The organism is Amphritea sp., from assembly GCF_016744155.1.
Taxonomy (GTDB): Bacteria; Pseudomonadota; Gammaproteobacteria; order Pseudomonadales; family Balneatricaceae; genus Amphritea.
In genome coordinates this window covers 30336-53002 of the sequence record NZ_JADGEW010000003.1, presented here as the reverse complement: position 1 = coordinate 53002, position 22667 = coordinate 30336, and the positions used below count along the sequence as shown (strand labels likewise).

Annotated in this window: 26 protein-coding genes; 12 read left to right on the top strand and 14 right to left on the bottom strand. The window is 48.8% G+C overall.

Features of this window, described 5'->3' with window-relative positions:
- Positions 1-186 precede the first annotated feature (186 nt).
- The 4 genes from QZZ54_RS03950 to QZZ54_RS03935 form a co-directional block, all read right to left on the bottom strand.
- Positions 187-666, bottom strand: a complete 480-nt coding sequence (locus QZZ54_RS03950; RefSeq protein WP_290699161.1) for a PaaI family thioesterase — start codon at positions 664-666, stop codon at positions 187-189.
- On the bottom strand, positions 653-2311 hold the full coding sequence (locus tag QZZ54_RS03945) for an AMP-binding protein (protein ID WP_290699159.1): 1659 nt from the start codon (positions 2309-2311) through the stop codon (positions 653-655). The genes QZZ54_RS03950 and QZZ54_RS03945 overlap by 14 nt, the downstream gene beginning before the upstream one ends.
- 124 nt (positions 2312-2435) lie before the next feature.
- On the bottom strand, positions 2436-3575 hold the full coding sequence (locus QZZ54_RS03940; RefSeq protein ID WP_290699157.1) for a CaiB/BaiF CoA-transferase family protein: 1140 nt from the start codon (positions 3573-3575) through the stop codon (positions 2436-2438).
- A 9-nt stretch (positions 3576-3584) separates the two neighbouring features.
- A complete protein-coding gene (locus tag QZZ54_RS03935) occupies positions 3585-4742 on the bottom strand; it encodes an acyl-CoA dehydrogenase family protein (RefSeq protein ID WP_290699155.1) in 1158 nt (385 codons plus the stop codon).
- Positions 4743-5002: 260 nt separating this feature from the next.
- On the opposite strand from QZZ54_RS03935, the gene QZZ54_RS03930 reads away from it, so the two are divergent.
- From QZZ54_RS03930 to QZZ54_RS03920, 3 genes are read left to right on the top strand one after another with little or no spacing between them, the layout of a single operon-like run.
- Positions 5003-5512 carry a DUF523 domain-containing protein gene (locus tag QZZ54_RS03930; RefSeq protein WP_290699153.1) on the top strand — a complete coding sequence of 170 codons (510 nt, stop codon included), beginning with the start codon at positions 5003-5005 and terminating at the stop codon, positions 5510-5512.
- A gap of 54 nt (positions 5513-5566) precedes the next feature.
- A complete protein-coding gene (locus QZZ54_RS03925; protein WP_290699151.1) occupies positions 5567-6421 on the top strand; it encodes a mechanosensitive ion channel domain-containing protein in 855 nt (284 codons plus the stop codon).
- Positions 6418-6864, top strand: coding sequence for a GFA family protein (locus QZZ54_RS03920; RefSeq protein ID WP_290699149.1), 447 nt, complete (start codon positions 6418-6420; stop codon positions 6862-6864). Before QZZ54_RS03925 ends, QZZ54_RS03920 begins: the two co-directional genes overlap by 4 nt.
- Before the next feature lie 46 nt (positions 6865-6910).
- Here QZZ54_RS03920 and QZZ54_RS03915 read toward each other — a convergent pair whose 3' ends face one another.
- Positions 6911-7417, bottom strand: coding sequence for a DUF3087 family protein (locus tag QZZ54_RS03915; protein ID WP_290699148.1), 507 nt, complete (start codon positions 7415-7417; stop codon positions 6911-6913).
- Between the two features lie 112 nt (positions 7418-7529).
- Here QZZ54_RS03915 and QZZ54_RS03910 point away from each other — a divergent pair, with 112 nt between their 5' ends.
- From QZZ54_RS03910 to QZZ54_RS03890, 5 genes are all read left to right on the top strand, one after another.
- Positions 7530-8981 (top strand): hypothetical protein, encoded by a 1452-nt coding sequence (locus tag QZZ54_RS03910; RefSeq protein WP_290699147.1) that lies wholly within the window; start codon positions 7530-7532, stop codon positions 8979-8981.
- 92 nt (positions 8982-9073) lie between these two features.
- Positions 9074-10795: a proline--tRNA ligase gene (locus QZZ54_RS03905; RefSeq protein WP_290699145.1), complete on the top strand. Its 1722-nt coding sequence runs from the start codon at positions 9074-9076 to the stop codon at positions 10793-10795.
- 74 nt (positions 10796-10869) lie between these two features.
- The gene (locus QZZ54_RS03900; protein WP_290699143.1) at positions 10870-11598 is read left to right on the top strand and encodes a PhnD/SsuA/transferrin family substrate-binding protein; all 729 of its coding nucleotides are present in this window, start codon (positions 10870-10872) and stop codon (positions 11596-11598) included.
- Between the two features lie 106 nt (positions 11599-11704).
- On the top strand, positions 11705-12013 hold the full coding sequence (locus QZZ54_RS03895; protein ID WP_290699141.1) for an antibiotic biosynthesis monooxygenase: 309 nt from the start codon (positions 11705-11707) through the stop codon (positions 12011-12013).
- A gap of 9 nt (positions 12014-12022) precedes the next feature.
- Complete coding sequence (locus QZZ54_RS03890) at positions 12023-12577, top strand: lytic transglycosylase domain-containing protein (protein ID WP_290699138.1); 555 nt, start codon at positions 12023-12025, stop codon at positions 12575-12577.
- Positions 12578-12617: 40 nt separating this feature from the next.
- Here QZZ54_RS03890 and QZZ54_RS03885 read toward each other — a convergent pair whose 3' ends face one another.
- Together QZZ54_RS03885 and QZZ54_RS03880 are read right to left on the bottom strand one after the other, a co-directional pair.
- Positions 12618-12887: an acylphosphatase gene (locus QZZ54_RS03885; protein ID WP_290699136.1), complete on the bottom strand. Its 270-nt coding sequence runs from the start codon at positions 12885-12887 to the stop codon at positions 12618-12620.
- Between the two features lie 2 nt (positions 12888-12889).
- Positions 12890-14179, bottom strand: a complete 1290-nt coding sequence (locus QZZ54_RS03880; protein WP_290699134.1) for a virulence factor BrkB family protein — start codon at positions 14177-14179, stop codon at positions 12890-12892.
- A gap of 124 nt (positions 14180-14303) precedes the next feature.
- Between QZZ54_RS03880 and arsC the strand changes: the two genes are divergently transcribed.
- The 4 genes from arsC to QZZ54_RS03860 are packed head-to-tail and all read left to right on the top strand — an operon-like array spanning position 14304 to position 17347.
- Complete coding sequence (gene arsC / locus QZZ54_RS03875) at positions 14304-14651, top strand: arsenate reductase (glutaredoxin) (RefSeq protein ID WP_290699132.1); 348 nt, start codon at positions 14304-14306, stop codon at positions 14649-14651.
- Positions 14652-15248 carry an NAD(P)H:quinone oxidoreductase gene (wrbA, locus tag QZZ54_RS03870; protein WP_290699129.1) on the top strand — a complete coding sequence of 199 codons (597 nt, stop codon included), beginning with the start codon at positions 14652-14654 and terminating at the stop codon, positions 15246-15248.
- 17 nt (positions 15249-15265) lie between these two features.
- Positions 15266-15652, top strand: coding sequence for a DUF2069 domain-containing protein (locus tag QZZ54_RS03865; protein WP_290699127.1), 387 nt, complete (start codon positions 15266-15268; stop codon positions 15650-15652).
- A gap of 3 nt (positions 15653-15655) precedes the next feature.
- Positions 15656-17347 (top strand): SufS family cysteine desulfurase, encoded by a 1692-nt coding sequence (locus QZZ54_RS03860; protein WP_290699125.1) that lies wholly within the window; start codon positions 15656-15658, stop codon positions 17345-17347.
- Between the two features lie 4 nt (positions 17348-17351).
- On the opposite strand, the gene QZZ54_RS03855 is transcribed toward QZZ54_RS03860, so the two are convergent.
- The 7 genes from QZZ54_RS03855 to QZZ54_RS03825 all read right to left on the bottom strand — a co-directional run bounded on the left by QZZ54_RS03855 (position 17352) and on the right by QZZ54_RS03825 (position 22643).
- A complete protein-coding gene (locus QZZ54_RS03855) occupies positions 17352-18659 on the bottom strand; it encodes a diguanylate cyclase (protein ID WP_290699124.1) in 1308 nt (435 codons plus the stop codon).
- Between the two features lie 107 nt (positions 18660-18766).
- Positions 18767-19576, bottom strand: coding sequence for a tRNA cyclic N6-threonylcarbamoyladenosine(37) synthase TcdA (gene tcdA, locus QZZ54_RS03850; RefSeq protein WP_290699122.1), 810 nt, complete (start codon positions 19574-19576; stop codon positions 18767-18769).
- Between the two features lie 15 nt (positions 19577-19591).
- Positions 19592-19807, bottom strand: a complete 216-nt coding sequence (locus tag QZZ54_RS03845; protein WP_290699119.1) for a hypothetical protein — start codon at positions 19805-19807, stop codon at positions 19592-19594.
- 13 nt (positions 19808-19820) lie between these two features.
- Positions 19821-20510, bottom strand: coding sequence for a TIGR01621 family pseudouridine synthase (locus QZZ54_RS03840; protein WP_290699117.1), 690 nt, complete (start codon positions 20508-20510; stop codon positions 19821-19823).
- Between the two features lie 15 nt (positions 20511-20525).
- Positions 20526-20762 (bottom strand): hypothetical protein, encoded by a 237-nt coding sequence (locus QZZ54_RS03835; protein ID WP_290699115.1) that lies wholly within the window; start codon positions 20760-20762, stop codon positions 20526-20528.
- A gap of 28 nt (positions 20763-20790) precedes the next feature.
- Entirely contained in the window at positions 20791-21495 is a 705-nt protein-coding gene (gene hda / locus QZZ54_RS03830) for a DnaA regulatory inactivator Hda (RefSeq protein ID WP_290699112.1), read from the bottom strand.
- A gap of 95 nt (positions 21496-21590) precedes the next feature.
- The gene (locus tag QZZ54_RS03825) at positions 21591-22643 is read right to left on the bottom strand and encodes an AI-2E family transporter (protein WP_290699109.1); all 1053 of its coding nucleotides are present in this window, start codon (positions 22641-22643) and stop codon (positions 21591-21593) included.
- Between the last annotated feature and the right edge of the window lie 24 nt (positions 22644-22667).

The following is a 22667-nucleotide window of genomic DNA, read 5'->3' as shown; positions in this document are numbered from 1 at the left end:
GTGGTATTTTTATTATTAGCCGTCTTGTTTCTAACAGTCATTTTGCTAACAGTAATGTGTCTAACAGACGGCATTAGAGAAAGCGCGAACAGGCCACTTAGCCTTAACGCGCATCTAATACTGGTTTCAGAAAGACTGGAGATCAAGGCAGCAATGATAGGCATGCTGTTTGTGCTACGGAAAACATCAACGCTTATCAACCACCGCCAGTGTGACGGTCGCTTTAGAAACCAGCTCAGCCTTATCACCCGCAAGGCAAAAGAGCTCTGACTCCGCAATAATCAACTGCCCACCGGGCTTAAGCACCCATGACCGGCAATACAGCTGCTCACCTTTAGCCGCTCTGAGTAGATTGACTTTAAACTCCGCCGTTAAGATTATCTGCCCTTCTGCCAACAGAGTGACGGCAGCTGTTCCCGCGGTATGATCTGCCAGCGTGGCTTGCACGCCGGCATGAACATAACCATCCTGTTGCAGGTGTTTTTCCTGCAACAGCACCTTTGATTCACACCGCCCCGCCTCAAAAGAGACAAGTTCAAAATCAAGGTGGCGAACAAATGGAGCTTCATAGAATACTCGCTCCACCTCTTCAGCAAAGCCCGGGTTGCGTATCTGATACTCGGCGGGCGTTGAAAGCAGATCAACCATAGGGCTATGCCAGCCCATCCGTCTCATCTTTTGCTTTGTTACGCAGGATAAAGCGCTGAATCTTTCCACTCGGCGTCTTTGGCAATTCAGCCATAAACTCTATTTCACGGGGAAACGCGTGGGTCGATAAACGATTACGCACATGGGTTTTCAATTCAGCAGCCAGCTCTTCACTTGGCTCATACTGTGATTTGAGCACCACGTAAGCTTTGATAATCGCGCCACGTTCCAGATCAGGCTTACCGATCACGCCACTTTCAGCTACGGCATCGTGCTCTAGCAGTGTACTTTCAACATCCGATGGCCCTACACGATAGCCGGCAGTGGTAATAATATCGTCATCCCGCCCGTTAAATGAGTGGCTGCCATCACCGTGACTAACAACAACATCACCGGTCAGATAGTACTTACCACGGAAAGGGTTCTTTTCTCCCCAGGTATATCCCGGAAAGAAGAATAGTGGTGATTTCTCCATATCCACTGCCAACTCACCGATCTCACCTTCACCCAGTTCATTCAGGTCATTATCCAGCGTGACAATCCGATGCCCAGGCATAGAGAAACCCATAGAACCGACCCGCACAATACGCTGTTCAAGCTCGTGGTGATTACAGGCGGTCATACCGGTTTCAGTCTGACCATAGTGGTCCATTACCGGACAACCCAAGCGACGCTCGACCCAGCCAATAACTTCAGGATTCAGAGACTCACCGGCACTACTGGCCAGTCTCAGGTTAAAGCTATCATCCCCTTCAAGGATATGATCATTCGCCATCAGCAAGCGGTATGCGGTTGGTGCAGCGGCCAGGTTGGTTATTTTATACTTACGCAACATTCCGTAAGTTGTTTCCGGCGTAAAGGCGTTTTCATTGAAGTGAGTAGTGTTACCCAGTAACAGAGGACCAACCACCGCGTAATAAAGACCATAAGCCCAACCGGGATCAGCTACATTCCAGTAGCTATCTTCAGGCAGCAGGCCCACCGCATAACGCATATAAACGTAGAATGACAACAGCGCACGAGCAGGAACAGCAACCCCTTTAGCTTTACCCACAGTACCGGAGGTAAACATCTGTAAGAACGGATCATCAGCGCCAATTCTCACCGGCTCAAATTCACTGCTTTGAGCGGCTAACTCCGCTTCAAAGTCAGGCAGCTCAGCATATTTTGAATCGGCTTTATCACGATTAAACAGCAGTACTGGTGGGCAACCATTAACGCTGTCCAACTTGGACACATTATCAGGATCGGTCACTAACAACTTGGTCTGCGCCTGGGTTACACGGTATTCGATAGCGCCGGCACCAAAAGCGGTAAACAGTGGTTGATACACTGCGCCAGCCTTGAGTACGCCCAGAACCACCACCAGCAGTTCAGGTGTTCTCGGCATCAAACAGGCAACACGATCGCCCTTACCAATGCCCTTGCTCTTAAGCAGATTCGCGAACTGCCCCGCGCGCTGCTGCATCTCGGCAAAAGTATGGCTGGAGGCTTCACGAACAACCCCTTCATAGTTAAGCGCAATGCGATCAGAATCTTCTGCCCAGCGATCACAAATCTCTTCGCAGACATTAAAACCCTCTTTAAGATTTCCGACCAGCTTTTCCTCTATCAGGGCTGGCGTAAAAGAGTCGTAAAAATCCTGATAATTAGAAATTGTCATTATTAGCCTCTTATTATGTTTATTCAGGCGCTACAGAATATTTCTACTGCAGGCTCTTCAAATTAATTACTTTTATCAAACAAATATTTTTAAACAAATTCTCGCAGACATAAGCTGCTACTTATCAGTCAAACAAGCCCGCCGAGCGAAGTTTCTCAATCTCCGAGGAGCTATAGTCCAACCCCTTCATCACCACTTCGGTCTGCTCACCACAACGGGGGGCAGGCCTGATGGCCTGTTGTTCAAACCCTAACGCAGAAGCGATCTGTTGCTCGCCACTACTTTGCTTCACAATCATGTTTCGAGCGGAAAACTGGGGGTGACAAGCGGCTTCAGATACCGTCAACACAGGTTCAACACAGATATCCAGCCCGGCAAGTTGTTCACACCAGTTGGCTAAATCCTGCCGCCTGAATTTCTGTTGAAGTAGCGTCTTAAACTGAGCGGTTTCCAGAGGAGGCTGGTCCGGTATATTCAGTGCGTTAGCCAAGCCCCGACGAAACTGGGGCTCCAGGCTGCCCACAGAGATATACCTGTCGTCGGCAGTACGGTAGTAATCGTAAAAACTACCACCATTAAGAAAATTACTTTCCGGTTCGGGGTCTGCCCCACCATTCAATGCGCCGGGCGCCATCAGGGCCTGCATTGCTAAAGTGTTATCGGCCATTGAGATATCTAGATAGCAGCCCTCACCCGTCGAATGACGACCGATAACCGCTGCCAGAATAGCGATAACCGCAGGATGGGAACCTGCACCAACATCAGCGACCTGCAATCCCATAGGCGCAGGACCTGAACTCATGCGCCCCATATGACTGGCAGCGCCTGATAACGCCAGATAGTTCAGATCATGACCCGCTTTATCACGGTACGGGCCGTTCTGACCATACCCTGTCAGAGAACAATAGATAAGCGCCGGGTTAGCTGCTTTCAGACTGTCATAATCCAGTCCTAAGCGGGCCATAACACCGGGCCGGAATTGCTCAATTAAAATATCATATTCACCCACCAGCTTAGCAATCAGCTTGCTCGCCTCTGGGTGTTTAAGGTTGAGTGCAATAGAGTCTTTGCCACGATTAAGATAACTAAACGCGGCAGACTGCCCATCAACCTGTGGTGACATATTGCGCACCAGATCAGGTCGGGACGCTGATTCCACCCGTAGTACCTCGGCCCCAAGATCGGCCAACAACATCGTCGCATAAGGGCCCGGAAGCAGGGTCGACAGATCGAGTATTTTAAGGCCCTTCAGAGGCGTGTTCAAAGTATCACCTCAGCCTGCCGCCTGCAGAATTTCACGGGCGATAATCAGACGCTGAACTTCACTAGTACCTTCATATATCGAGGTAATTCGCACATCGCGGGTCATTCGTTCCAGCGGATATTCCTGCATGTAGCCATACCCGCCCAATAACTGCAGCGCTGTATAACAAGCCTGATTAGCCTTCTCGCTGGCAAATAACTTCGCCATGGAGGCTTCTTTTGCATAGCTTAGCCCTCGCTCTTTGCGATCCGCCGCGCTCATCAATAGCAGTCTGGCCGCTTCTAGCTCGGTCATTCGATCTGCCATCATCCACTGCAAGCCCTGAAAATCAGCAATAGGCTTACCAAACTGTTTGCGTTCTTTTGTATAAGAGATCGCATATTCCATCGCTGCCTGACCTATCCCTAGCGCTAGAGAACCGATACCGATTCGTCCGCCTGCCAGTTCGGTAACCGCGATACGGAAACCATCATTCAGCTTACCCAGAATGGCTGAGTCGGGTACTTCACAAGACTCAAAATGCACTTCGTTGGTGGCAGAACCATGCTGACCCATCTTCTTTTCAGCGGGCCCAATAGAAACGCCTTCTGCATCTGCAGGCACCAAAAAGCAGGTAATGCCTTTACCTTTTTTAGCCTCCGGGTCGGTAACCGCCCAGACAACAAATACACCGGCAAACTCGGCACTGGTAATCCACTGTTTGGTACCAGAAATAGACCAGCCATTATCTGTTTTTAGCGCTTTAGTGCGCATAGATGCAGGATCTGAACCCGCCCCTGCTTCGGTAAGACAGAAACTTCCGCTGAGGTATTCACCGCTACAAATTTTTGGCAGATACTGCTGTTTCTGTTCATCACTACCAACGACCTGAATCACCTCAGCTACCATATTAGTCACAGACATGGTTACTGCCGTCGATGCGCAGGCTTTAGCGATCTCAGTCACGGCTAAACTAAAGGCGACGGAACCGGCTTCAGTGCCACCATATTCAGCATCGATATTCAGCCCCATAAAACCGAGTTCTGCCAGTTGCAGGCAATGGCCTTTGAGGATGCTTTTATCTTTAGTTTGATCCAGCGTTTCTGCCAGCGGTGCTAATTCGTTTTCTGCAAATCGTTTGGCAGCATCCTGAATCATCTGCTGCTCTTCAGTAAAACTCAGATCCATCGGGTAATCCTATTCTTATTATCAAAGACCGTTCAGGATCACTTAAGATCACCGTAAGGGTATTCCCCTAAGTATATACCCAGAACAACCCCTAGCGTAAACAGTAAACTGAAGTTTTTTTTATAACTTTAAGGTCTGAAAGCCCATATTTAAACTGCCGCAGATCATTTAACCGTAACATTCGTGCTTTAGTTTTATTGCTCTAAGCCTGATTACTGTTAGAATCCGCGCCGACACTTAATATCTGAACAAACTGAATTATGAATAAAAAAAATAAAATACTGATCAGTGCGTGTCTGTTAGGGAATAAAGTCCGTTATGATGGAAAAGACAACCTGATAGATAACGATTTGATACGCCGCTTAAACAAACAGGGACGCCTCATATCCGTCTGCCCCGAAATTGAGGGAGGACTCCCTACCCCCCGTCCTCCGGCAGAAATTCAAGACAAATTTCCTCTGCGCATCACCGCGATTAACGGTGAAGATGTCACGCCTCAGTTTTTAGCCGGTGCCGAACGAGCGCTGGAGATTGCTAAGCGCGAAGGTTGTTGCTGTGCGTTTCTAAAATCTCGCAGTCCATCCTGTGGCAATCTGGAAGTCTACGACGGCAATTTCACCGGAACTATAAAGTCAGGATCCGGAGCCACTGCAGATGAGCTTATGCGCAACGGAATTCCAGTATACAATGAGAGACAGCTCGATCAGTTGATCGAATTTATTGAGTTGCTGGATGATCGTGAACCTGAACTAGGTCTACGCGCCAGCTGATCTTTAGCTGGCCGGTTCTGAATTACCGGCGCGCCGGATTCAGGAGACGCCCCCATGATTCAGGAAGAACTTGCCACTCTGACCCACCTATACAGTCTGCTTATCGATTTCTTTGTAAACTATAGTTTTCAGGTTATCGGGGCGGTGATTATTCTAATCATCGGCCTTATTGTGGCTCGTTGGATCGGCAAACTGACACTTCGTCTGTGCCTTCGCCACAACGTTGATGTCACCCTGAGTAATTTTATCAGTAGCACCATAAAGCTACTGCTGATAACGATGGTTGCCGTAATCTGTTTAGGTAAATTCGGCATTAGCGTGGCCCCGTTTATCGCGGCAATCGGTGCAATCTCCCTGAGCATCGGACTCGCCCTTCAGGGAGTTTTTTCGAACTACGGTGCTGGTTTCACCATTATTATCACCCGGCCTTTTGTCGTCGGGAACACTATACGTTGTAACGATGTCTGCGGTGTCGTGAAAGAGATTCACCTGGCCTACACCCAGCTAACGACAGAGGACGGCGAGCTGGTCACTATCCCCAACAAACATATTGTCGGCGAAGTACTGGTTAACAGTTTTGAAAACACCATCGTAGAAGCGTCAATCGGCATCAGTTACGCAGCGGACCCTGATAAAGCCATAGGCCTGATCAAAGCCCTACTCGAAACCAACAGTGCAGTGGTTCAGGACCCGGCACCTCAAGTCGGCATTGCAGGTTTTGGCGATTCCTCGGTGGAGATTGCTTACCGCTATTGGGTACCATCAAAAAGACTCTTCGAGCTACAGTTTCAGGTTAATAGTGCAATCTATAGTGCGTTTCGAGAAACTGGCATTGAGATACCCTTCCCTCAGCGTGAAGTTACCCTTAAAACACCTCTGAAAGCAGAACAAGAACTGGAGCGTTTATGAACCAAACTGAACAGGACAATAACCTACAGGAAGAGGCCATTTCCGGCAGCTGCCTCTGTGGTGCCGTCACTTATCAATTTCAGGGGGAGCCCAGAGGCTTTCAGTACTGTCATTGCTCCCGCTGCCAAAAGGTCAGTGGCAGCGCCCATGGTTCAATTATGTTTGTGAAGCCTGAGCAGTTTAAGTGGCTCAGTGGCGAAGCACTGGTTACTCGTTTTGAAGTGCCCGAAGCCGAGTTTTACGCCTCTTGTTTCTGTAGTAAATGCGGATCGTCCCTTCCCTGGGAAGTAAAAGGAGCCAACAATATCGCCATTCCAGCTGGCACTCTGGATCAGGACCCCGGCATCAAGCCCCGACGCAATATCTTTTACGACTCCCGCGCTGACTGGTTTGAATCCAGTGGTGACCTGAAATATTTTTCAGAAGGCCCTACCAGTAAATAACAGCATAAAAAAAGGCCCTCTCAGGGCCTTTTTTATAAAGAACGTATCAGTACTTATCTAGCATCTGCGGTTTGAAATCTTCGGTGCTTATTGAAAAGCCACTCTGCTCTATCGTCTGTTGAAGCTCGCGCATCGCTCTGTGCAGATCTTCCATGGTAATAGTATTGTTATCGAGATTATAAAGCTGTTCAGAACCATTATAGCTCCAGTTCATAATCACCATGGCATCCTGATCACCGATTTCAATCGCCGCTTTGATATGTTTCTGCTTACGATAGATTCGGTTAAGCATCTGCTTAAGATCCCACACATAGATCACTTCATACATAAACTCATGATCACGATTCTTCCGCAGTAATGTGAGGATGACAACACCACCGATGGCTACACCGGTCAGATTGAGCCAGAAATTATCACCATCAGCATTCCCAAACAGCTGAATCAGGATGGTTGATATTGATAACGCGATCACCGCGAGGACAACAACAATACCGACCATTAGATACTTATAATGTTTAGCATACCGTTCTTTGTTAATCTGTTTCAGCTGCATATCTGTATACCGGAAGAATTTAGTGGCGCGATTATAGTACCTGTGAGGAATAGCTCCAAGGTAACAGGTCAACTATCTTGTAAGTGTGGTGTAAATATCTAAGGAAGGTAAAATGTACCGGGTTATCCTGAGTCTGTTGTTTGTCTTTCTGGTGAGTGGCTGTAGCAAAAACCTGCAACCGGCCCTGCCAGAAAGCAATGTCATCGACGCTTGCGTTTCGTCGTTGACGGAACTGCAACAACTCAATCGCAGTTATACCGGCATTCAACAGGGTGAGGTAGTCGCCGGAGCCCCTTGGTTACGCAGCAATCGGCTGGTCGACTATTATAGCCGCCAGAATAACCTTTCAGGCCAACAACTAACCGATCTGCTTGGCTATATGTCCCGTCTGGCGATAACCGGTCTACAGCAGGAACTTCTGCTTCTTCCTGCTTCCCAATTACAGCAATGGCGGCAACGTTTTAAGATCACGACAGACTCCGCCCGTTATATAAATGATTGTAGCCAGACTCTGGTACAACAGCAGATTCTCTCACCCAGCCAGTCCCGACGCTTTCTCCTCAGTTTACCTGAAGATGATGATTATCAGCCCTTTGCCAGAATTGCCGGAATTTACCCTATCACGGCCCTCCTGTTTAAGCAGGGTGTCATGCGGGAACATACCTGGCTGTACCAGCAAACAACAGCCCTGCAAAATAGCGACTGGAATACCTATGGGCCGATAAACGCTGATACTCTTGCTCCAAACCTCCTCGATATACCAAGAGATAGCCTGGGAATCCCGAACCTGAGCCAGGCTACGAAACAGGCACTTATTAAACATCACGCACCGCTGTGGCGACTGCCTGATAACCTCGCGGTTAACCGTCCAGGCCATCCCTACTGGGATAAAGGCAATCTGAAGGTCGATCAGCAACCGATTAATTTCAATTATATCAGTCACGGTATTCATCGTAGCCAGACCACCCTACAATTGAATTACCTCATTTGGTTTCCTGAACGCATACCCGAAAGCCGCTTCGATCTGCTCGCAGGCCAACATGATGCGGTACTTTTCCGTGTGCATTTAACACAAGCCGGTCAGATACTGGCCTATGACAGCATCCATTTATGCGGTTGTTGGTACAGCCTCATCCTGCCACACGCACAAAGCTACTCAGAAACACGTCAGCTCTACCGGGAACCCACCTTTGTATTACGCACCGAGCCGGGCCGACAACTTCTCTCGCTGACATCAAACTCCCATCTGTTAATCGCAAGTCAGAAGGCTGAGGCCTCAGCATCCACCCAGAAACAGTATCAATTACGCCCATTCAACGACCTGTTGCAACTACAAGCGGGCGCGTCACCCAGGCTTCGCAGCTCCGTATTCAACCCGGAGGGGTTTGTGCCTGGTTCTGAACGTCCAGAGCGATGGTTATTCTGGCCCATGGGAATCAGTAACCCCGGAGCTCTGAGACGCCCCGGAGATCATGCGATCCGCTTTATTGGCAAACTTCACTTTGATGATCCCCTGATTCTCGAAAGGCTTGGCGTTGGCAAAGATTCATCTGATTTGAAATGATTTTCTATTTTCCTTCTCTGCCCCTTGTTCAAAACGCTGACCCCACCTAAAATGCTCTGTCTTAAAAGCTCAGAATATCAGGTAAAAAATCTATGCGCGCCAGTCAATTTCTGATTGCAACACTGAAAGAAACACCATCCGATGCAGAAGTTATCAGCCATCAGCTGATGCTACGTTCAGGAATGGTCCGTAAAGTAGCTTCCGGCCTTTACAACTGGCTGCCCGCTGGCCTGCGAACCTTGCGCAAAGTTGAGCGGATAGTTCGTGAAGAGATGGACAGATCCGGCGCTCAGGAAGTTCTGATGCCTGCTATCCAGCCTGCGGAGTTATGGCAGGAATCTGGTCGCTGGGAGAAATACGGCCCTGAACTGCTGCGAGTTCGTGACCGTCACAACCGAGAGTTCTGTGTTGGCCCGACCCATGAAGAAGTTATCACTGATCTGGTGCGCAATGAAATCCAGAGCTATAAACAACTTCCTGCCAACTTTTATCAGATTCAGACCAAGTTCCGGGACGAGGTTCGTCCACGCTTCGGTATCATGCGTTCTCGCGAATTTATTATGAAAGACGCTTACTCTTTCCACAGCAATATGGATTCTTTGCAGCAGACCTATGACCTGATGCACAAAACCTACTGTAATATCTTCGATCGTATTGGCCTGGATTACCGGCCAGTACTAGCCGACAACGGCTCAATCGGTGGTAACTCTTCCCACGAGTTTCATGTTTTGGCATCCTCCGGTGAAGATGATATCGCCTTCTCTGATAGCAGCGACTTCGCGGCTAATATCGAGATGGCTGAAGCGATTGCGCCAGCAGGCGAGCGAGCGGCACCCACGGCTGAGATGACGCTGGTTGATACGCCTGACGCTAAAACTATCGCACAACTGGTTGAACAACACGGTCTGGCAATTGAACAAACCATTAAAACGCTATTTGTTAAAGCTTCTGAAGAGTGCGAAGCAGAGTTTATCGCTCTGCTTGTACGTGGTGATCACGACCTGAACGAGCTCAAAGCAGAGAAACTTGCCCAGGTAGCAGCACCGCTAGAGATGGCTGAAGAAGAAGCGATCAAGTCATTGATCGGTGCAGGCCCCGGCTCTCTTGGCCCGGTTAACTTGCCTATCCCATGTATCGTTGATCGCACGGTTGCACAGATGTCAGATTTTGGCGCCGGCGCTAACATCGAAGGTAAGCACTACTTCGGTATCAACTGGGACCGCGATGTTGCACTGCCTGAAGTTGCAGATATTCGTAACGTAGTAGAAGGTGATCCTAGCCCCTGCGGAACGGGCACCCTAAGCATCAAACGGGGCATTGAAGTAGGCCATATTTTCCAGCTGGGTCAACAGTACGCGAAAGCACTGAACGCCACGGTTCTGGATGAAAATGGTAAAGCCGTAGTCATGGAGATGGGCTGCTACGGTATCGGCGTAACCCGGGTGGTCGCTTCCGCTATCGAACAGAACTATGATGACCGAGGCATTATCTGGCCTGAGTCTATTGCACCATTCAGCATTGCGCTGGTAGCACTGAAATATGAAAAGTCTGAAGTTGTCCGTGAGCAAGCTGACAAGTTTTACGAAGAGCTGACCTCTGCTGGTTACGAAGTCATTCTGGATGATCGCCCGAAAGTAAGCCCGGGTGCTAAGATGGCCGATATGGAGCTGATGGGTATACCCCATCGCGTTGTCATCTCAGATCGGGGCATTGAAGCAGGCACCCTCGAATACAAAGGCCGGCGGGATGCCGAAAAACAGGAGATAGCAATCGCTGAGCTAAACGATTTCATCTCCCGAACAGTGAAGAAATAAGATAAAAAGCAGGCCTAAGGCCTGCTTTTTTTTGCTTTCAATTAATCCTATGACACCAATCCAGATCTGACGCTATGGAAAAGATCCGACTTCTGGTCCCTCCCAGTGATACCGCCCGTGATTCAGAACGCTGGTATGAATTTGCTATCTATCTGAGCAAGTTATCTGGGATATCCATTAGCCCCGTCGTCAGTACAACCGCTGAAGAATATCGTGACCAGCTACCCAACGCTGATCTCGTATACTCAGCTCCTGAGCAAGTGCCTAAGCTGATTCGGGAGCACCGTTTCACTCCCTTGATGCAACCTATCGAATTGTTTGAAGAAGTTGCTATCGTTTCTGGCCCGAGCGCCAGCCAGAGCAATCTTAAGGGCATCAATGGCGAACCACTGGGTGGCATTCAAGGCAGTTTTGCCAACCGACTGGGCCTTACCACGCTGACACAGAAACAGATTCACCCCTCTTCAATGGAATATCGGAAGAGCTGGCTTCAACTGCTCAAAGCGGTGCAGCAGGGTGAGCTGCCCTACGCGCTACTAAGCAAGAATTTCATCGACCAACTCTCTGAACTTAGCCTCACATCCGTAAACCTACTGGCTCGAAGCAATCTGCGCAAAGCCTTTCCACTGCTGATGTATGCCGCTTCACTCAAACCTCAGGCAGCAGAACTTCGCAAGGTGTTACAAGGGATGACCGATGACCCTAAAGCACAGCCCATTCTAGAAAAACTAAACAATCAGGGCTGGCAAAAACCCTCTGAGCAAAGCATCATTAGTATGGTTAAAATACTCCGTGGCAAGTAGCGCCATCTGAGTAGATTAGAATTAGCTGGCTTTAAGGTGCTAGTTTTATGATCTTTGTTCTAAGATATCAGTTTAAAGATCTCAGGTTTATAGGAGCTATACCGATATGTACATCGCAATGAACCGTTTCCAAATTAAACCAGGCCATGAGCAGACCTTTATCGAGATCTGGCAAAACCGCGACAGTCATCTTGAACAGGTGCCCGGCTTTGTCTCCTTTAACCTTTTACAGGGTGCAACGAACGACGAGTTCACACTGATGTCATCCCATGCTGTCTGGGAAGATAAAGCCGCATTTGATGCCTGGCTGAAGTCAGATGCCTTTCGTAAAGCCCACGCCAATGCGGGTAAAGGATCGAGCAAAGAGATCTATCTGGGGCCACCCCAGTTTGAAGGCTTCGAAACAGTAATTTAGGACACTGAGATGCGACTAACACTATCGCTGCTGATACTGCTGTTTTCACTACCGCTATTCGCGGCTTCCCAAGAGATTGATCCGGAATTACGGGAAGCTCTGAAGCAGGCTTTTGCAGAGAGCAGCAGCTTTGAAGACCGATTCGCCGCCGAGGTTTGGCTGACCGATATGTCAGGACGTACCCAGCGCTATGTTTCCAATGATCTGGAACGAATTGAGATTCTCAGGACTGTGCATGCTGAAGCAGATCGGGTTGAGCTGCCCGTATCGCTGGTACTGGGCTTGATCCATACAGAGAGCCTGTTTAATCGCTTTGCGGTATCTGTAGTGGGTGCGCAAGGTCTGATGCAGATTATGCCATTCTGGAAAAAGGAGATCGGGCGCAGTAACGATAATCTGACCAATATTCAAACCAACATACGCTACGGCTCAACCATTCTTAAACACTACATCAAACGTTCAAAAGGAAACCTGACCGAAGCGTTAGCCCGTTACAACGGTAGCTACGGTAAAGTCTGGTATCCGGAAAAAGTCTATCGCAACCAAAAGCGCTATCAGAACTAATCAACAGGTAGCCGATAACAGCTACCTGTGTAGAGTAATCTCAGAGAACTTCAAACCCCTCAAAGTTTGACGAATTATCTATCCATTGGCTTTTAACTTCAGCCACCGTCGCCAATTCAGGGCCGATGCTAAGCCATGCTTCAAGCAACATCAGTCCATGCTCATCTCCCTTCGCCATCAGTTCAACCCGGCCATCCTCAAGGTTACGCACCCAGCCGCTCAGACCATGAGCTAACGCAGTTTCGACCGTTGACTGGCGAAACCAGACGCCCTGCACACGACCGCTAACAAATGCATGCAAACACTGCATATTCAGGACTCCTCTCGCTTATGCGTTGCTTTCAACGATTCAGAACCCACTGACTGCTCTGAACCATGCCCAGGTGTTGTTACAAACAGCTGCTCAAGAGTCAGGCTCAACTGCTGCTGACGGGTCTGACTCAGGCTCTGCAAGCGTTGATCCAACTGCCGCTGCCAACCCGCCATCGCTTCAACCGGAGACGGCTCGGGCATGGGCCAGGGCAGTAACTGATTCAACTGTTCCAGCGTAAAACTTCCCATGTCACGGGATAGAATATAACTGCCACGATCAGTTCGGCTCATCACCGATGCATCCAGCAAAATATGACTGTAGCTGTCCCACTCATTTTGCTCCAGCCCTTCTACCTGTTGTAACAGCTGACGGTCGGATAAAACTTCCCCCACCTGCTGAGCCTGCCAGAGACGCTGCAACACGGCCAACAGCGTATGCAGATGCGACAGATGCTTTCCCTGGTGATGATCTCGATAAACCGTCAGGGCTCGGCTCAGCTCGGCTCCCAGCAAAATAATCGTCCAGGAGATAAAGACCCACACAAGAAACAGAGGAACCGCCGCAAATGCTCCATAGATAAGTTCGTAGGAAGGAAATTGAGTAACAAACAGAGCAAAGCCCCGCTTAGCGGTCTCAAACAGAATCGCAACCACCAGACCGCCAATAACAGCATTCTTCAGAGGCACCTTGCAGTTAGGCACTGCGGCATAGAGCAGCGTAAACGCGGAAGCCGACATCAGCACCGGTAAAGCCGACAATAATCGCGCCTTGCCTACCAGTTCCGTCGCACTGGTAAACAGCGATAGAGAAGCGATATAAGAGCTTACCAACAATCCCACACCGATCAACAGCGGACCAAGACTCAATACCGCCCAGTAAAGCAGGAAGCTGGACATTCCTTTGCGTGGTTCACTAATCCGCCAGATCCGATTAAATGCCCCCTCAATATTCTTCATCATCATGATCGAGGTAATAAACAGAAAGATCAGACCTACCGCTGTCAGTTTACTGGCCTGTGAAGCAAAATCTTTCAGGTATTCCTGAACCACCGCACCGGTAGCTGGCACAAAATTCTCAAAGATTAGCGCCTGCAGTTGTTCTCCAGAGCCCTGAAATGAGGGAATAGCCGCCAGCATCGCATAGGAAACGGTCATCAGAGGCACCACGGCAAACAGCGTAGTATAAGTTAGCGCAGAGGCGTTCAATATCCCCTGGTTATGGACAAACTGTCGGCACAGATACAGGATGAAATTCCATATTCCTCTGAAAGTTAGCAGATGATTGCCCATCACAACGGTCCTGTATCTTTGAATTAAACAGATATATTACCCTGCCAGTCTTTTGGCTGGTAGCTAAGCTGTATACAATATCGCACTTACATCAATATCTGTCGCGACTTACAGGGTAATTTCTATGTCTGTTGAAATCTATCACAACCCACGCTGTTCAAAATCCCGCACCACTCTGGCCCTGCTTGAAGAGCAGAATATCACTCCGGACGTGCGCCTTTATCTGGAAAACCCACCAACAGTCACAGAGCTGACCAACATTATCAGCCAACTGTCTATTACCCCACGCGAGCTACTGCGTAAGGGTGAAGCTGAATACAAAGACAATAATCTGGCGGATAAGAGCCTGACCGATCAACAGATTATCGATCTGATGGTCGAGTATCCACGCCTGATTGAACGCCCCATTGTTATCACCAACGGTAAAGCCCGTATCGGCCGCCCACCGGAATCTGTGCTGGAGATTCTGTAAGTGTCCAGCCCCTATGTATTAGTGCTTTACTATAGCCGCCATGGTGCGACCCGCAGCATGGCAAATCAGATAGCCCGTGGCATTGAACAGAGCGGTGTAGAAGCTCGCCTGCGAACGGTTCCGGCAATTTCTGCTAACTGCGAAGCCGTAGAAGATAGCATTCCTGTGGATGGCGATCTTTACTGCTCTGAACAAGATTTGGCTAACTGTTCTGGCCTGGCACTGGGCAGCCCTACCCGTTTTGGAAACATGGCGGCGGCGCTTAAATACTTTATTGATTCCACCAATAGCCTTTGGCTTAGTGGCGCATTGATCGATAAACCTGCGGCAGTTTTCAGCTCTAGCTCTAGCCTCCATGGCGGACAGGAAACAACTTTGCTAAGTATGATGCTGCCTTTACTCCATCACGGCATGGTGATTTGCGGACTGCCCTATAGTGAAGCCGGACTGATCAACACTCGTAGCGGTGGCACACCTTATGGCGCAACCCATTTGGCAGGTTCTGACAGCAACCTTCCGCTGGATGAAACAGAATCAAGCCTTTGTCTGGCACAAGGCAAACGCCTTGGCCGTCTGGCACGTCAATTACAAGCTTAGAACTTCAGGATTAAATAATGCAGGCAACACTCGCAAAAAAAGTAGCTATTAGCCGAGCGGTAACCCTGCTTAGTTATTTCGGTCTGTTATTTCTGTTAACCGCATGGCACTTAATAATCTCGCCACCAGCAACGGCTAACCCTTATATGATATGGGCTTTTCAAGCAGTACCGCTGATGATGTTTTTTCCGGTGATTTTAAATAAGAATCTGCGCGGCCATATCTGGCTCTGCTTTTTTATCACCGTCTACTTTATGCATTCGGTCACTATTGCGATGTCAACTCATAGCAGCGCTTATCTGGCGTTTATTGAAACCCTACTTGTGTCAGCACTCTTCATTGGCGCTATGATGTATGCCCGCTGGAAGAGCAAACTCAATAAGCTTGAACAGGGTCGGACATAAGCAGTGGATCAAATAGCCGCCATCAGAAAACAGTTTCCTGCCCTGCATCAAAAGGTAAACAATCAACCTTTGGTGTATCTGGATAATGCCGCAACCAGCCAAAAGCCGGAAGCGGTTATCCGCGTAGTTGAAAAGTTTTATCGCACTCAAAACGCCAATGTTCATCGGGGCGCACACCAGCTAAGTGAACAAGCGACCAGCGCCTTTGAGGCGGCCAGATCTACAGTTCGTAGTTTCATTAACGCGGACTCCGATGAGGAGATTATCTGGACTCGAGGCACCACTGAAGGGATCAATCTGATCGCCCAGAGTTATGCCCGCCCTCTTCTGAAGCCTGGCGATGAGATACTGCTGACAGAGTTAGAGCACCACGCCAATATTGTGCCTTGGCAGATAGTGGCAGAACAGACCGGCGCTACCATCCGGGTTGTCCCCATCACCGATAACGGCGATCTGGACCTGCCCAAATTCAGCACCCTGCTAAGCAATAAAACCCGCGTTGTCAGCCTGACTCATATTTCTAATGCACTGGGCACGATCAATCCGGTTGCTGGGCTGATAAGGCAGGCCCATGAGGCTGGCGCGATAGTGGTAATCGATGGTGCTCAGGCGGCTCCCCATCTGGAGATTGACGTTCAACGATTGGGCTGTGATTTCTATCTATTCTCAGGCCACAAACTGTTTGCCCCCACCGGTATCGGTGTTCTCTATGGTCGTAAGGCATTACTGGAGGCCATGCCCCCCTGGCAAAGTGGCGGCGAGATGATCAAGCGAGTCTCTTTCAACGGTACAACCTATAACAATCTGCCGTTTAAGTTTGAAGCAGGCACCCCCAACATTAGTGGAGCCTTGGGTTTAGCCGAAGCGATCCGCTTTCTGAACAGTCTTGATCGTAAAGCACTGGCACGCCATGAACGAGCGTTAATGAGCCGAGCGATAGAGCTCTGTAATGCAATTCCTGGCTTTACCCGTATCGGCAGACCCACCGCCTGTGCCTCAATACTGTCATTTCAACTCAACAGCCACCATCAGCAGGATGTTGGACTGATGTTGGATCAACAAGGGATTGCAGTACGCACCGGGCATCATTGCGCTATGCCACTGATGGAAAGACTTGGACTGCCAGGCACCATTCGCGCATCCTTCTGTTTTTATAACACCCTTGATGAAGTTGAACTCTTTGCCAGTGCACTACAACAGATCGCAGCTGGCGGAACATTCTCCAGTAGTGAGACCGTTTCCGATCAGGCAATATTTGATAGCTCGCCCTTTGGCCGGGAGATTGATGACCAGGAAATTCTTACACGTCTGACTGCCATGGGCAGTTGGAATGACCGTTACCGTGAAATCATGTTGTTAGGAAAGAAGCTACCTGCATTCACTGCAGCAATGAAAACTGAGCAGGACCGTATCAGTGGCTGTGAAAGCGACGCCTGGCTTAAGATAAGTCGCGACCCTCAGGGTGCTCTCTGGTTTGCAGCAGATTCCGATGCCCGGGTAATTCGCGGGCTAATCGCTCTGGTAATGGCGGCACTCAACGGCCAGCAACCCGAGGAAATACTCGCCTATGATGTTGATCACTACTTTGATCAACTACAACTGACCCGCCACCTGAGCCCATCCAGAGGCAACGGTTTAAAAGCAATCATAGAAGCGGTTAAGAACGCAGCCAGAGAGTCTGCGAATAATAGCTAAGGGATTAAAACAGTTCTTTCTGTTCAGTTTCACTGTCGTCGTTGCTGATTAATATCAGATCACGGCCCGAATCTTTTGATCTGTACAAAGCATCGTCGGCACACTTAATTAGCCCATCGAAACTTTGTGAATGGCAGGGAAAACCTGCCAGTCCAGCACTGAAAGTATAACTGAGTTCACGGCCCTCTAATGTAACCGGGCTCTCTTTAATCTTATCCTTAAGCTGACTGATCAGCTTGAGCCCGCTTTCTGTATCGGTGTTAGGCAATAACAGAAAGAACTCCTCGCCTCCCCAGCGCATCAGAGAATCAGATTTACGCAGCGTTCGAGTCATCAGATCAACAAAGTGTGTCAGCACAGTATCACCGACAAGGTGCCCATAATTATCGTTAACCGATTTGAAATGATCCAGATCGATCAGGCAAACGCAAAGTTGCTGCTGGTAACGCTGGGCATAGCTTAACTGCTGTTTAAAATGAATATAACCGGCACGGCGATTCAATAGCCCGGTGAGATCATCGTGACTGGCCTGCTGTCGCAGCCTGTCTTCAAGGTCTTTACTATGGGTAATGTCGTGACACATGCCTACGACACGTTCAGGTTTCCCCTCATCATCCCGCTGACACACCCGACCACGATCACGTACCCAGATATATTCCCCTGAGCGACTACCGATCTTATACTCTGCGTTATAACTATCAGCTTGACCACTAAGGTGACCATCAAGAATCCCCAGTACCCGCGCCCTGTCATCTTCATGGATCGATTCCGCCCAGGTCTCTAAAGTTGGCGCCATCTCATGGGGCAGGTAACCAAGCATTCGCTTAAGCTGGGGCGAGAAAAAAACTTCTCCGGTCGCTACATTCCAGTCCCAAAGGCCGTCTGCGGCCTCATTAAGGGCATAAGTCAGACGAGCATCCTTTGTACGAAACTCTTCTCTTTGCGAGGTGGTAAGGTCAAGATTCCGCGCAATAGATATGAATAACTGTCGACCTTCAAACTCAACAACACTGGTATAAACCTCAACCGGGAAGAATGTGCCATCCTGATGACAATGGCGACCGATAAAGGTAAAAGTATCAGTCTTTACGATTTCTTCTGCGATTATTCCCCAGTGCTCTTCGTTTTCAACATCATTCTGAAGCGTGACAACACTATGCTCCAATAGCTGCTCACGGGTCATCCCCAGATCGAGCCATGCTCTGGTATTAGCATCAACAATCTGCGAACTTTGCGGCTCTATTACATAGATCGCATCACTGCAGGCGTCAAAAACAGCCTTATAAAACCCATCCAAGAATATAGAAGACATAAAAGATGCAAACAATCCATTTGCGTTTAGATAACACCACAGAATAAACAGCTATTTGTAAAGATCAATACTCTAGGCAGAATCTCATACCAGAATAGGTATAGATCTCAATTTTTCTTAGCTGATTTTTTCTCTCGCTCCGCCCGTTCCAACATTTTCTGCAGCACCCGGGACACCGCAACAAAACCAAAAGTAGCCGTAACACAGGTGGAAGCGCCAAAACCACCGCTACAGTCAAGACGAGTATTACCATCAGTAACCGTTTTTAACTGGCAGACACTACCGTCCGGTTGAGGATAGACCAACTGCTCTGTTGAATAGACGCAATCCACCGCAAACCGGCGACCACTTTTACTGAAGTTGTATAATCGCCTTAACAACGAACGGGTTTTTGCGGCTAACGGGTCATGATTAGTTTTACTCAGATCGACAATAGAGATCTGTGTCGGATCTGTTTGCCCACCCGCTCCACCAACGGTGATGACGGGAATTTTATTACGCTTACAGTGAGCAATCAGCGCTGCTTTTTCTTTAACGCTGTCGATACAATCGATCACATAACTGAACTGATTGCCGATTAACTCAGGGATATTATCCAAGGTGATAAAATCGTCTACCACCTCAACCTGGCACTCTGGATTTATCAGCCGAATACGTTCTGCCATGACCCCCACTTTAGAGTCACCTATAGTGTCATGCAGCGCATGAATCTGACGATTGGTATTGGTAATACAGATATCATCAAGATCAATCAGCGTAATCTGACCAATAGCAGAACGGGCAAGTGCCTCAGCAGCCCAGGAGCCAACACCACCGATACCTACGACACAGATATTGGCTTGACGGAAAAGCTCTACCCCATCAACCCCATATAGCCGCTGGGTTCCACCGAATCGTTGTTGAAAAGAATCAGACATACGTAATCAAAAACCCTAAAAATCGTCTTCTGTCAGTTCAGTCAGTACGACTGACCCACAACGGTTGCATTCACCTTCGATAAAGACAATACCTTTTAACAGATACTCACTGGGATTTTTCATCCCCAAATTAACTTCCTGACACTCGTCGCACCAGGTCTGCTCAAGAAAAGCCTGCTGCTCCTCTTCGGCTCGGGCACTAAAGTCCCGTTCGATTCGTTCGTCGGACATTACGCTACTCATATTAAGATGTTGGCCAGGGCTGCTCACCTGGCGGCTTCCAGCTTTCCAGCTGCTGTTTTACAGATTCTCGCTGATACAGTTCACCCACATCAGGATCACACAGATATTCACACCGCTCTCCCTGCCAGTCAAAAGCCAGAGCCCAGGCATGTAGATAGCCACGGTCGATTGGCTCAGCAGACACTCCATGATAACGCTCATCACCAACAATTGCCGCACCGATGCTTTTTAATGCAACGCGCAGCTGATGGGTTTTACCGGTCAGGGGTTTAAGTAGGAATAATCTCAGCCCAGGCTCCACCGAGGTACTATAAAAGCGGGTAATCGCCGGGTTATTGGTAGTCGTGCTCAGTTTCCAACTGCCACGTCTGGCTCGTTCCATATCCCCTTTAATCAATCCCTGCTTCTTACGGGGTTTCTGGTCTGACAACGCGAGGTAATACTTCTCTACCTGGCGTTCCTGAAACTGACGAGACAGATAGGATGCTGCTTCAGCGTTACAGGCCAGAAGCAGTAGTCCCGAGGTCATTTTATCTAGCCGGTGAACAAGATAGAGAGGGCCGCAATCAAGATCGATTCTGATCTGCTCTAACAGACCGATATCGGACTGGTCACGATGAACAGAAACACCCGGGGCTTTATTAATAATCAGATAATCACTTGTCTGAGCAAGCAACGAATAGTCTGACATAGTTATTTTCCAGTACTAGAACAAAGATATGTAGGCACGCAAGGAGTGTCCATGCCAGTAGAGCCCGGTCAGACGACGTGCAGCCCTGTGCGCTTCAACACTACTCCCTTCAACGGTCAGAACCGCTACGGTTTGCTCCGGCAGATCACCGGGTATAATGTCCAGCGCGTCAAGTTCAACATATCGCGACAGCATCTGCCGTAACTCGTTTTCGGTAATGTCGGATGTAAAACCCGCCAAGATTATGTTCATAGTCAGCCGTTTGAAATACGTAGGGAGATTAAAGTCCCAGAACCTGCTTCACAAAAGGAATAGTCACTTTGCGCTTGGCACTTAGAGAAGCTGAATCAAGTTTATCTAACAGATCAAACAGATCGGCCATACTGCGGCTAGCTCTGTGTATCAGAAACCGGGCTACTTCTTCACTGATAGCAAATCCGCGGGCCTGGGCTCTTATTTGAAGGGCATGAACTTTACCTTCGTCATCCAGATTATGAACCTGAAAGACCATTCCCCAGCTTAACCGGGAGGCCAGATCGAGTAGATTAAGACCCAATTGGCGAGGCGCACGATCGGACGCAACTAACAATCGGTTATTCTCGGCCCGGATACGGTTAAAAAAATGAAACACGCCCTCTTCCCAGAGTTTGTTACCGACTATCGTCTGCATATTATCGAGACAGACCAGATCCAGATGTTCCATGCCATCAAGCACACCAGGACCCATATCAATCAGTTCGTCCAACGGCAGATACACCGCTGTTCGACCAGCAGGATCAGATGCATGACAGACTGCCTGCAGCAGATGAGAGCAACCACTATCGTGATTACCCCAAATATAGAGGAACTGCTCCCCCTCTCCATGGGCCGCTTGGTCCAGAGTGTTGCACAGCAATTCATTCCCCTGACTGAGGAAGTTTTCAAATCGGGCATCATCCCGCAGAGTGATACCCAGGGGGATTTGAAAAGGTTCTGGACTACTCATTTCTTATCAGTACTTGTTGTCGCCTGAGGGCGGTTGCCCTGGGCCTTATAACCCAACTATTTATAAAATATCTGCATAAAATCTCTGCAGCCTGCTCAGCAATCGTACAATTTACTGCTCTTATATCCCCGATGCAGATGACGAAGGAGCACCATAATAACGGCAGCAACGGGAAGTGCAATCAAAATTCCAACAAAACCAAACAGCTGCCCACCCGCCATTATTGCAAAAATTACGGCGACCGGATGGAGCCCAATGCGATCCCCTACCAATAACGGTGTCAGGACCATCCCTTCCAATGCCTGACCAACAGCAAACACAGCCCCAACCCAGGCAAGCATCGTCAGGTCATTAAACTGCAACATAGCAGCAACTGCCGCTGCGACAATACCGACAACAAAGCCCATATAAGGCACTATACTCGCCAGTCCCGCTAGCATTCCGATCAGTAGCGCAAGATCCAGTCCCACAGTCCACAACCCAAGTGAATAGATAATCCCCAGCGCCAGCATCACCAGTAATTGCCCTTTAATAAAAGCACCCAGAACTTCATCGCATTCCTGTGCCCAAAGCTTAACCCTTTGCTCAACATTACGGGGTAACAGATGGCCGATCCGCTCCATCATCAGATCCCAGTCTCTTAACAGGTAGAACATGACAACCGGAATCAACACCAGGTTAGCCACCCAGGCAACCAATGCCATCCCCGACTGAGACACACTACTAAACAGATCTTTCACCAATCCACCGGTCTGTTGCCAGTGACCCGTCATCAACAACTTAAGGCTTTCCAGATCAAAACCTGTAAAAGAAACACCAACATATGTTTCTAACCAGGGAATCCAGACCGTTTGAACCATAGTGATAACCGCAGGAACCAGCTTAATCATCACCTGAATCTGCTGCCCGAGTTTAGGCAATAGCCATATCACCAGCAACAGCATTACAGTGGTCATCATCAGAAAAACCACAACAACCGAAAACGTCCGACTCAAACCTTTAGCTTCAAGTCTATCGGCCATAGGATCAGCCAGATAGGCCAGCAAAGCAGCAACCAAAAACGGCGATAGAATAGGCTGCAGCAGGTAGATCAAAAACCCAGCAAACAGTACAAAAATCAAAAAAAACCAGCGCTGTGAATCGCTCATAGAAACTCCCTGCTTATACTCCAT